This is a genomic window from Hymenobacter antarcticus, assembly GCF_039539545.1.
Classification (GTDB): Bacteria; Bacteroidota; Bacteroidia; order Cytophagales; family Hymenobacteraceae; genus Hymenobacter; species Hymenobacter antarcticus.
The window spans coordinates 78,963-90,423 of record NZ_BAABDI010000020.1 but is presented as its reverse complement, the minus strand read 5'-3'; the positions used below and the strand labels follow the sequence as shown (position 1 = coordinate 90,423).

Sequence of the window (11,461 nt, the reverse complement as noted above, 5' to 3'; positions counted from 1 at the left end):
GACTTCACCCACCACGGCCAATTTAAAGGGCAAACTGTAGTCGCGCTGACTACGCCGCACACGCGGCTCAAACTCAGTTTTCATGACATCTTTTGGGAAAGCTGTCAACCTATTTCCGGACCCGACATTGCCTAAAAAAAGGGCGACTCCGTACTGGAGTCGCCCTTTTGCTGGGGTGATGCGTGGGTGCGGGACTACGCGCCCTTCTTGTTGGGCATGGTCCCGATGATGTGGTCCCAGAGCGTGCTGCTCACGCCAAAGGCTACCTCGTCCTGCCGGTAGTGGTGCTGGCTGTGGTGCGTCCACCACACCTTCAGGAAGTTTTTGGGCGGCGAATACGCGTGAATGGCGTAATGCACGAACAGATACATGGCGTAGCCGAACGTGAAGCCCGCCAGCAGCCCAAACGCGTAGGAGCCGAACGTGAAGCGGAAAACGAAGAAGAGCAGCGAGGCCACAAACACCGTGATGATGGGCGGCATGGCCAGCCGGGTCTTATCCTTGGGGTATTCGTGATGCACGCCGTGCATGGTGTACTGAAACTTAGCCCGGCCCGGCGTGCTGGCCGGAATGTGGTACACGTAGCGGTGCACCAGGTATTCCACAAACGTGAAGGCTAACAGGCCCAGCAAAAACAGCCCCAGTGCCGACAGCGCCGACATGAAGCCGTGCGTGAGTCCGTAGTACATGCTCAGCACGCCGGTGGCGGCAAAAATGCCCACTGGCAAAGCAATGTGCGTGTGCGAGAGGCGCTCCAGCACCGGATTCTGGAAAAGCTGCGCCGAACCTTTGTGCTTGGGCCGCAGTGGGGCAGCAGCCGGTTCAGAGGTCAGCACGGTGGGTTCTTCGGGTGATACTGATTGCATAAGGGTAACGAGCGACGAACGAATCAATTAACAAAATTACGCGCCCGGCACCAAATCAGCGGTCGGGAAGCGTAAAGCCCGCGGCCTGCAATTCGGCTGCCAGCACACTCACAGGTGTAGTAGCGGCCGCATAGCGAAGCCGGGCTCGCTCATAAAACCGGATACGGGCACTCAGGGTTTCACGGAGCCACGCGGCGGGAGGGCCGGCGGCGGCCAGCAGGGGCCGGCTGCTGGTTTCGGCGGCGGCGGCCAGCCGGGCGGCCAGCACCGGTACCGGCACATCGAGCCAGACAGTGAGGCCGCTGGTATTCAGTATGCTAAGGTTATCGTGAAAGCAGGGTGTGCCGCCGCCGGTGGCCAGCACCAGCGGCCCCGGCCGGCCGATTACCGTGCGCAATACCTCGGCTTCGAGCTGCCGAAACCAGGCCTCGCCGTGCTGCTGAAACAGGGCTGGAATAGGCTGCCCGGCCTGGGCTGCTATCGCGGCATCCAGGTCCAGAAAGGGCAGCCCAAAGTGCACCGCCAGGGTCCGGCCCAGCGTCGTTTTGCCCGAGCCGGGCATGCCGATGAGGTATAATTTCAAGTTGGAGTCATTTAACAGCTATCGATTAACAGTCGTCCTGCTGGTGCTTCGGGTGAAATAGAAATGCGTCAGGTTTGTTAAATGATAACTCCTAATTGTTGCATGATTAGCTGATTTTCACCCGCGGGTCGAGCACGGCGTAGAGCACGTCGACGGCGATGTTTATCACCACAAAGAGAGCGGCTACGAACAGCGTAGCGCCCATCACAACCGGAAAATCGAGGTTTTCGACGGCCCGCAGCGTCACGGTGCCCAGGCCTTTCCAGTTGAAGATGTATTCGATGAAAAACGCGCCGGCCATGAGCGAAGCCAGCCAGCCCGAAACGGCCGTCACCACCGGGTTGAGGGCATTGCGCAGGGCGTGGTGCAGCACAGTGGCCGTTTGGCTGAGGCCCTTGGCGCGGGCCGTGCGGATGTAGTCCTGGCTCAGCACATCGAGCATGCTGGAGCGGGTGAGCTGCGTGATGATGGCCAGCGGCCGGATGCCCAGCGCCACGGCCGGCAGCAGCAGGTTGCGCAGCACCAGGTGCCGCTCGCCCGTGAACGGGTCCGTTTCGTAGAGCTGCCCGGTGAGGCTCAGGCCCGTCCAGTGGCTCCAATAAAAGCCGAAGGTGACGGCAATGAGAATAGCGGCCACGAACGAGGGCACCGAAATACCCAGCACCGAAGTCGTGACCAGCATCCTATCCAGCCACGACTGGGGCCGCAGGGCCGCCACTACCCCAAACGTGATGCCGCCTACGCTGGCAATGAGCATGGCGGCCAGCGCCAGCCATAGCGTGCCGGGAAAATAATCGAGCAGGATGCGCAACACGTCCTTATTACTCTGAAAGGAACGGCGTAGGTAAGGCTTTTTCAGGACCAGGGCGCGGGAGCCCAGCGGCAGCAGGGCCACGCCGCCGTAGCGGGCGCGGCCGGCCGAGTCGCGCGGGTGCAGCCCCAGCGGCGACACGTCGTTGAGGTAGCCAACCAGGCGCGTGGGCAGCGGCTGGTCGAGGCCCAGGTCGGCGGTGATGGCCGCTTTGGTGGCCAGGTCGGAGCGTTGGCCGGCCAGCAGGGCGGCCGGGTCGCCGGGCAGCACGTTGAAGAGCAGAAATACCGTGCACGCCACGCCCGCCAGCACGAGCAGGCCCTGGGCCAGGCGACGAAGGATGAAGGCGAGCATGGGATTAAGGTAGGAGGGTGTGAGGGTATGATGGTAGGAGGGTAGGAGGGTGAGAGGGTTGGAGGAAAGGAAAACTCCTGCCCTCTCACCCTCCTACCCTCATACCCCAAAAACTACTGCATCTTTTCCTCCACCTTGCCAATGCTCGGGATATCGTGGTAATGGTACTTGCCTTTCACTACGCCGTTGCGCAGCAGCAGGAAGCCGGGGTTGGAGCGGATGATGGATTTAAGCACCGTGGCATCGGCGTAGTAGAAGGGCACGGCGAAGTTGGCGTTGTGCCGGAACACGTCGAACTCGGCCGGGCTGCTGCTCGTGATGATGAGCGGCGTAATGGTGCGCTTTGAGCTTTTAGCGTCGTTCAGGAGCTTGTTAATCAGTTCGTACCGGTCGCGGTCGGCCTTGTCCACGTTCTGGATGATGAGGACCAGCTTGTTGCCGCGCAGCAGCTCGGGGGTGTAGTCGCCCTCATCATTCCAGACCCGGAAATCGGTGATTTGGGGGCCGTCTTTGGGGTTGAGGGCCACCATGCTCTTGTAGGTCCAGGTGGAGTCGGGGTAGGTGGTGAAGTCCTTGGTTTCGCCGTTTTTCTCCATCACGTACTTGTAGCGGAGCGGGGCGCTGGCCTTCATCAGCTGGCCGATGTTGTTGCCGACTTTGTAGGGCAGAAAGTCGAAATACGGCAAATGCCCCAGTGCCCGCACCCCAATGCCGATGGCAATGGCGGTCACGAAGGTCATGGTCATAATGCCGGCCGTGCCCTGCACGAAGGCGTGGCGCAAAAACCGCTGGTTGAAAAACACAATGCCCCAGAGCAGCAGCAGAAACAGGTCCTTGGCAAACGAGGTCCAGGGCGTGAGCTTGATAAAATCGCCGAAGCAGCCGCAGTCCGTCACCTTGTTGAAGGCGGCTGAATAGAACGTGAGGAAGGTGAAGAACACCAGCAGCGCCAGCAGCACCCACAGGGTTTGGCGCAGGTACCAGCGCAGCAGCAGCGCCGCCCCCAAAATAACTTCCAGCGCGCTGAGCAGGATAGACAGCAGGCGCGAGCTGCCCGCCAGCCACTGAAACAGCCCCTTGAGCGCCGGCAGGTCGCCGGCAAATACGTCGAAGTATTCTTCCAGCTTCAGGGCCATGCCCACGGGGTCGTTCAGCTTGATGAGGCCGGAGAAAATAAACAAGGCCCCCAGCAGGAACCACGCCACGCGGGTGGTGGAGCGGAGCAGGGACGGAGCCGGAGCGGCGGCGGCGGAGAGTGGTGCGGACATAAGAACAAAGTAAGCCGGTGGCAAACGGCTGGGCAACGCGCAAGGTTAGGATGAGGGCGGAAGCAACGTCACTCCCCTCCTTATTTCAAGGAGGGGAGATTTCGCTGCAAGCGAAATTGGGGTGGTGAAGTCGTTGCACGATGCCCCAACGATACCCAAACAATCTGGTGCTTCGTTCGGCCATCGTTGGGGCATCGTGCAACGACTTCACCACCCCCGTTTTTGCTTCGCAAAAACTCCCCTCCTTGAAATAAGGAGGGGAGTGCCGTTCAATTATCCCTCGCCGCGCAAAATCAGGGCAAACACGGCGTAGTTCAGCATGTCGCGGTAGCTGCCTTCCACGCTCTCGCTCACCAGGGCGGCCCCGCCAATGTCTTCGAGCTGCTTCACGCGGTGCAGCTTCATCAGAATGAGGTCGGTGATGCTGGCCACGCGCATTTGCCGCCAGGCTTCGCCGTAGTCGTGGTTTTTGGCCAGGAGCAGGCGGCGGTTTTCGGCGGCTTCGTGGTCGTAGGCATTGGCTACGGCGGCGGCGGGCATGTCGAGCGGGGTATCGGTGGGCAGGTGCAGCTGCATCAGGGCAATGAGGCAGTAGTTGATGATGGCCACGAATTCCTCGTTCACATCATCGGCCACCAGCTGCACGCCGGTTTCCTGAATGGTGCGAATGCGGTTGGCCTTGATAAAAATCTGGTCCGTAACCGAGGGCAGGCGCAGAATACGCCAGGCCGTGCCGTAGTCGTGGGTTTTGGCCAGAAACAGGGTGCGGCAGCGGGCCAGCAGCAAGTCGTAGTGTTCGGGGGTGGTCAATGCGTGAATGCGTGAATGCGTGAATGAGTGAATGAGCGCAGCCTCGCCCACACTGCCGCAAGTTCGCCCCGGCCGATGGATATTGAGGCCGCTTAGCCTCCTGTCCATGCTTCCTCCATCCATTCACTCATTCACTCAGTCACCCATTCACTCCCTGCTAAGCCCCCACGGGCGGCTGCTGAGCCTGCACCAGCCGCAGGTAATGGGCATTCTCAATCTCACGCCCGACTCGTTTTTCGCCGCCAGCCGGGTGGTTTCCGAGCACGACCTGCTGGCCCGGGCCGAGGCCATGCTGAAGGCCGGAGCCGCCGTGCTCGACCTCGGGGCCTACAGCACCCGCCCCGGAGCCGATGATATTTCCGAAGCCGAAGAAACCCAGCGCCTGCTGCCCGCCATCGAAGCGTTGCGGAAAGAATTTCCGCAGGCCTTCCTGTCCGCCGATACCTTCCGGGCCAACGTGGCGGCCGCCGCCGTAGCCGCTGGGGCCGACCTGGTGAACGACGTGGGCGGCGGCACCCTCGACAAGGAAATGTTTGCCACCGTGGGCCGCCTGCGCGTGCCCTACGTGCTGATGCACCTGCGCGGCACCCCCCAAACCATGAGCAAGCTCACGCACTACGAAGACGACCTGGTGCTCACGCTGCTGCGCTACTTCCGCGATGGCCTGGCGGTCCTGCGCCAGGCCGGAGCCGTGGATATCGTGCTCGACCCCGGCTTCGGCTTCGCCAAAACCGCCGCCCAAAGCCACGAGCTGCTGCGCCGCCTGCCCGAGCTGCAGGCACTGGGCCTGCCCCTGCTGGCGGGCCTTTCGCGCAAGCGCATGGTGTACGGCCCGCTGGGCCTCGCGCCCGAGGCGGCCCTCAACGGTACCACCGCCCTGCACATGGTGGCCCTGCGGGGCGGGGCCCGCCTGCTGCGGGTGCACGACGTGGCCGAAGCTCATCAAACCATACAATTATTTGCCAATACGTTTCCAATAGGGCAATAAAGGCCGTAATTTGAGCGATGGATGGCCGGCCGTGCAACGGCCGCGCGCCGGAGCGTCTTTGCTACCGGTGGTGTGGTTGCCATCCGTTCTCTTCCAGCCTCCCTGCCCATGTCCGGCCCCTTCCCCATCAATTTCCTGCAGTTCGGCTGGATTGACGCGGCCGATGTATTGCTGGTGACGGTGCTGCTTTACCAGTTGTACAAACTTTTGCGCGGCTCGGTGGCGCTCAATGTGGCGCTGGGGCTGGTGTCGTTCTACCTGCTGTATCTGGTGGTGAAAGCCACCGGCATGGAGCTGCTGACCAAGATTCTGGGGCAGTTTATGAGCGTGGGCGTGCTGGCCAGCATCATTCTGTTTCAGCAGGAAATCCGGCGGTTTTTGCTGAGCGTGGGCAAAGCCACCGCCCTGGAGCGGGTGCGCGGCTGGGGCTGGGGCCGTCCCGCCGAGGTAGCGCCCCTGGCCGTGGGCCCGTTCGTGGAAGCCGCCAAAAGCCTGTCCAATAAATTCACGGGAGCCCTCATCTGCTTCACCCAGGCCTCCGACCTTTCGGCCTTTGCCGAGTCCGGCGACCGGATTGATGCTGAAATCAGCAAGCGCCTGCTGCTCTCCATCTTCAACAAAACCAGCCCCCTGCACGATGGGGCCGTGATTGTGGCCGGTGGCCGCATCAAGGCGGCCCGCTGCATTCTGCCAATCAGCGAAAACCCCGACGTGCCCGCCTCGCTGGGCCTGCGCCACCGCGCCGCCATCGGCCTGAGCGAAATCACCGATGCCGTGGTGCTGGTGGTAAGCGAGGAAACCGGGGCCATGAGCCTCGTGCGCCACGGCGAAGTACACCGCGACCTGGCCACCGCCGAGCTGCGCACCCTGCTGAACGAGTGGCTGCTGGCCGGCCAGCAGCAAGGCCGCCCCACCGGGGCCGAAGCTGCGGCCTCGGCCCCGGTACCTTGAAAACCGGCACTCAGCCAATTGGGACAAGCGTTATAAGGAGGCTTCTCAGAAAACGGAAAGCGTAGGACGCAAAGGTTCAGCAAGCAGCCACTGAGACGGTGATTTTACGTGTTGCAGGCGAACGTTTGTAAAAGGTGGCAAGCAAGAAAATAACGTTTCTTAGTGTCTCGGGCAAGAAATGACTCAGGGCCAAATAAGGCCTGATAGCGGGCCCTTATCGGACCCTATCCGAAAGTCAGCGGCTGTTTAAATCACCTTTTCGCTGAACGACTCATTGACATGCAGGCATCACTTAACCATCGCAACAGTTAGTCCTAGTAATTCCCGAAACGGGGCAACCGTCCTTTCTGGCGGAGAAATGAAGTTCGCCGCTTACCTTGTGCTCATGCTGTCTGACACGCGCTTCCCCCGGCAGTTCCTCTGTGGTGCGACCTCTTCCGCCTTTTTTCGGCGCCACGCCATGAGAACTCCCGGCCTTTTCGGCTTGCTGCTGCTCACCGCGGCCTGCGGAAAGGAGCCCGTGAAGCCGGCTCCCGACCTGCTGGGGCGGTGGAACTCGCAACAAATCACTGGCACCCACTACGACCCGTCGGGCCGTGTCCTGAGCCAAGGCGCCGTCCCAGACCAAGGTTTTTACTTATTTCTTACCTCGGATTCGCTCCACTTTCGCCGCAGCCGCGACAATGCCCCCCATGGCTCCTATGCCTACCGCCGGCAGGGCGATGAGCTCGTGTACCGCCTGCACCCGACGCTTCGTTGCACCATCGCTGAACTGACCGACCGTACGCTCGTGCTCCGGTATGCCCCCTCCTCCGTTTCCCCCGGCTCCTATTACCAGGTAGACGACCATCACTATGCTCGTTAAGAGAACGCTCCGGCCATTTCCTAAACTGTTTGGTCCGTTTAGATAGACCAGCTAAGTAGAATGGCTGAGCTGCTAACTAATGACTTGTAAGCAAACAGTTGGGGGTTTGGGCCTGCTAAACGGCTCCTTTCCCTGAACGACCAGCAGCAGCTCGGCACCAAGTGGCCAAGTACCTGCTACGGGGCGGTACGAGTTTACGAAACCCGTCTACGATTCAAAGTTTACGAAATGGCCAAGGGAGATGAGTTTCGTAAACTTGGAACAAGTGCTTTCACGGGCACCCGCAAACAGGATTTTGGGGGCAGCGGGGAAGTGCAAATCCTCCGGCCCTTATCTGGGAATAGTCCCTTTACATAAGATTGGTTATATGCGCAATCTTGGAAAAGTGGCTGTTTTGGGACTCCGGCCGGGGCGCGGCTGGCGTGGTATTATTTTCAGTTGGCTTCCTTTATTTTCGGCCTTTTTTCATTGTGGCGTTCCTGCACCGTCCGCCAGAACGCGGCCGTGGTGTTGAATAACACCCTAAGAATAGAAAGCAACACTCCGGAAGTTCTACTGCCGAAAAAACCACTCGGGCCGCGCCCAGCCGCAGGCCAAAACCCGCCCTTATTCCGGGAAGTGTCCGAGAAAACGGGTTCTGTTAAGTAGCTTTTTTCGGAAATAAGCAAGAGGCAATACCCATAATGGCACAGGTAATGTGGCTGCCCGACCGGTGCTCCCAGCACCGGTCGGGCGGGCGGCAGTACAACGTGTATTGCACTCTACCCTACTAAAAATTTGGGAGCGCCACAGCAGCGTCTGAAGCCACTTTGAATCAACTCGTGCTTCGACATCGGGTCGCCCAAAAAATGCCTCTAAAGGCTGAAAATATAAGTTGATATAAGCGGCCGCGAGGGGCCTCAAAAAAATAGTAGGGTAGAGTGCGTGTATTGCATACTATTTGGCGCTTTTTTCAGTTCAAGAGCCATGCTTTCTACCTTTTCTCTCCAGCAGGCCCTGCGGTGGTGCCTGTTATTACTGCTGCCGGCGCTACCCGCCATGGCACAGCTTCAGGCTTCGCAATGGTATTTCGGCGCACGGGCCGGCCTCAATTTTAACACCTTCGAGAACGTGCCCGTGGCCCTCACCAACAGCGCCATGGCGGCCCTGGAAGGATGCAGCAGTCGGGCCGACTCGCTAGGCAATCTGCTCCTGTACACCAACGGCGAAACCATCTGGAACCGCCAGCACCAGCCCATGTCCAACGGCACCGGCCTGGGCGGGCCCGATGGTCCTTCGGCCACCCAAAACCTAATTGTGCCGCAGCCCGGCAGTACCACCCGTTTCTATGTGTTCACGCCACCATCGGATGGCAGCACCACCACGCCGCTATCCTACTCGGTGGTTGACATGAGCCGGCAGGGTGGACTGGGGGAGGTGGTCCAGAAAAATATCGCGCTGCTAGGCAGTTCCACCGAGCGGGTGGCCGCCGTACTACACGCCAATCATCGGGATATCTGGATTATCGGCCTGGAGGGCAACAGCAACCGCTGCTGCGCTTTCCTGCTTACGGCTGCCGGACTGCAGTTAGTGCCCGTGGCCAGCCCCGACGGCTTTGTGCACAACGCAGTATTTGGGGGCCTGATTGGGCAATTGAAGGCTTCCCCCAACGGCCGGCGGCTGGCCCTGGCCGCAGCGGGGGCTTCCGGCTATCCCACCGGACTAGTCGAATTGCTCGATTTCGATACCCGCACTGGACAAATCACGAACCCCGTGCTGCTGAGCAGCCCGGAGGCGGGTAGATACTACGGCGTGGAGTTCTCGCCCGATGGCACCAAACTCTACGCCTCCAAGCTGGCACTATCCAGCAGTGTGCCAAGCCTGCTTTACCAATACGACCTGACCGTGCCGGGCTACAATGCCGCCAATGCCCTCCTTGCTGCCGCTTCCAGCCCTACCACCTCATCCGGCTACAAAGGTTCGTTGCAGTTGGGACCCGATGGGCGAATTTATATCACACTGGCTACCTCGCCGTTGGGCGTTGGTTCAATTCCCTTTCTGAGTGCGATTACGCAGCCCAACCTGGCGGGCGCAGCCTGCACTTACCAGGACCGGGCCGTGGCCCTGAGCGGCCGCAACTCCCTGCTGGGCCTGCCCGGCTTCCTGCCGCACGAGTTGTGGCGGCTGCCCCCTATTGGCCCTTCCTGCCAGGGGGCGGCCCGGCCATTTACCCTGCCGGCGGGCTACGATGCCGATTCGGTGCGCTGGGATTTTGGCGACCCTGCTTCGGGCGCGGCCAACCAGTCGCGGCTGGCCAACCCGGTGCACGCCTATACCCTGCCGGGTACCTACACCGTGGCCCTCACCCTGTATTTCCCCGATGGCGGGCGGCAAGTGCTGCGCCGGGGGCTGCAGGTATTTCCGCGCCCAGTGGCCAACCTCGGCCCCGATACCAACCTTTGCCCCGGCACCACGCTTCGTCTGGCGGTGCCCGAAGCAGCTGGCAATACGTACCGCTGGCAGGACGGCTCCACGGCCTCCGCCTTCACCGTGCGCACGCCGGGGCAGTACTGGGTGGAGGTGGTGAATAGCTCCGGCTGCCTGCGGCGCGACACGGTGCGCATTGGGGCAGCGGCTCCGGTGCAGGTGCGACTCGGGGCCGATACCGTGGTGTGCGTGGGGCAGGTGCTGCACCTGCGCCCCCGCAGCAGCGGGCCGGGCCTGCGCTTCCGCTGGCAGGATGGCTCGACGCAGGAAACCCTCACGGTGCGCACGGCGGGCACCTATTGGATCGAAGCCACCAGTGCAGCCGGCTGTAGCCAGCGCGACTCGGTGCGCATTGTGTACCTCACGCCGCCGGCCCTGCACCTGGGACCCGATACGCTGGTCTGCCTCGTCAATGGGCCGCCGTTTGTGCTCGACGTTACGCTGCCTGGTGTGCGCTACCGTTGGCAGGATGGCTCCACCGGCCCCACCTTCACGCCCAACCAGACGGGCACTTACTGGGTTACCGTCTCCACGCCCATCTGCAGTGCGACCGATTCCATTAAAGTGCGCCTTTTTGATTGTCGCCAAGCCTCGGTATTCGTGCCCAACATCATTACGCCCAACGGCGACGGCCACAACGACCGGCTCGAAATCGTCGGCCTCGGCCCCGAGCCGTGGGCCCTCGCCATCTACAGCCGGTGGGGCCAGCCAGTGTATAGCACGCCTCACTATCGCCAAGACTGGTCGGCCACTGGCCTGCCCGATGGCGTCTATTTCTACCACCTGCAGCGGGCCGCCGGGCCCGCCGTGAAGGGCTGGGTCGAGGTACGGCGGTAATCCAATCAAAACACCGTTTAGGCACTGCTAATGGCTTTCCAGTATGCCATTTGATTCTGGCAGCTGCCAAATGCGACTTCTGAACCAATCTTTTAACCAAGGCCAATGTTGCCTAAATAGCTATTTTACATACTATAAACGGTCGTCTGCAACATGTAAAAGGGCTCACGGCTTCAAAGGTCGTTTCCTGAGCCCCAACGTGCTATCATTTCCTTTTCCTGAGAGGACCCCAATAAGCCAAAGAAGGCCGCTGCTTCGGGCGAAGCAGCGGCCTTTTCCATTGCGGGTACGCGGCACTTTGGTACTTCAGTACCTCCAGCTCCCGGCCCACCTTCGTGAAGGCGGCGATGGCCTTGTCAAAATGTTCGCGGGTGTAGCCGGCGCTCAGCTGTACTTATATGTAGGCCTGAAGCAGTTTAGCAGGTGCCACTAACACCCAAGTATATCGAGAGTCTTGTTCACGAGCTTTAACACAGGCGCTGACCACAGCACTTGTGCGCGCCGCATCAGTTGCAACTGCCAGATGCTCGTGGTTTCAACAACCGCTGCAACTATTCTGGGGGTAAGCACGTAGCGTCGCGTTATAGTATTTTTTTAATAATCACATTATATTTTTGTGTACAACATATAATAATTATTATGTAATAATATTTTATGTATTA

General features: G+C 60.5%; 9 protein-coding genes. 4 read left to right on the top strand and 5 right to left on the bottom strand.

Translation table 11 applies throughout. The annotated features are described in order from the left end of the window. Positions 1-194: 194 nt before the first annotated feature. The 5 genes from ABD819_RS14420 to ABD819_RS14400 all read right to left on the bottom strand — a co-directional run bounded on the left by ABD819_RS14420 (position 195) and on the right by ABD819_RS14400 (position 4,692). Entirely contained in the window at positions 195-866 is a 672-nt protein-coding gene (locus ABD819_RS14420) for a sterol desaturase family protein (RefSeq protein WP_345125464.1), read from the bottom strand. A gap of 55 nt (positions 867-921) precedes the next feature. Further along, positions 922-1,449 carry a shikimate kinase gene (locus ABD819_RS14415; RefSeq protein WP_345125461.1) on the bottom strand — a complete coding sequence of 176 codons (528 nt, stop codon included), beginning with the start codon at positions 1,447-1,449 and terminating at the stop codon, positions 922-924. Positions 1,450-1,555: 106 nt separating this feature from the next. Continuing rightward, positions 1,556-2,614, bottom strand: coding sequence for an ABC transporter permease (locus tag ABD819_RS14410; protein ID WP_345125459.1), 1,059 nt, complete (start codon positions 2,612-2,614; stop codon positions 1,556-1,558). Positions 2,615-2,727: 113 nt separating this feature from the next. Further along, the gene (locus ABD819_RS14405; RefSeq protein WP_345125458.1) at positions 2,728-3,882 is read right to left on the bottom strand and encodes a BT_3928 family protein; all 1,155 of its coding nucleotides are present in this window, start codon (positions 3,880-3,882) and stop codon (positions 2,728-2,730) included. A gap of 273 nt (positions 3,883-4,155) precedes the next feature. Further along, positions 4,156-4,692 carry a DUF1599 domain-containing protein gene (locus tag ABD819_RS14400; protein ID WP_345125456.1) on the bottom strand — a complete coding sequence of 179 codons (537 nt, stop codon included), beginning with the start codon at positions 4,690-4,692 and terminating at the stop codon, positions 4,156-4,158. A 106-nt stretch (positions 4,693-4,798) separates the two neighbouring features. Here ABD819_RS14400 and folP point away from each other — a divergent pair, with 106 nt between their 5' ends. The 4 genes from folP (at position 4,799) to ABD819_RS14380 (ending at position 10,799) form a co-directional block, all read left to right on the top strand. After that, on the top strand, positions 4,799-5,680 hold the full coding sequence (gene folP / locus ABD819_RS14395; protein ID WP_345125455.1) for a dihydropteroate synthase: 882 nt from the start codon (positions 4,799-4,801) through the stop codon (positions 5,678-5,680). A 108-nt stretch (positions 5,681-5,788) separates the two neighbouring features. Further along, complete coding sequence (gene cdaA / locus ABD819_RS14390) at positions 5,789-6,631, top strand: diadenylate cyclase CdaA (RefSeq protein ID WP_345125453.1); 843 nt, start codon at positions 5,789-5,791, stop codon at positions 6,629-6,631. Between the two features lie 460 nt (positions 6,632-7,091). After that, positions 7,092-7,496: a hypothetical protein gene (locus tag ABD819_RS14385; RefSeq protein ID WP_345125452.1), complete on the top strand. Its 405-nt coding sequence runs from the start codon at positions 7,092-7,094 to the stop codon at positions 7,494-7,496. Between the two features lie 966 nt (positions 7,497-8,462). Continuing rightward, positions 8,463-10,799 (top strand): T9SS type B sorting domain-containing protein, encoded by a 2,337-nt coding sequence (locus tag ABD819_RS14380; RefSeq protein WP_345125450.1) that lies wholly within the window; start codon positions 8,463-8,465, stop codon positions 10,797-10,799. Positions 10,800-11,461 lie beyond the last annotated feature (662 nt).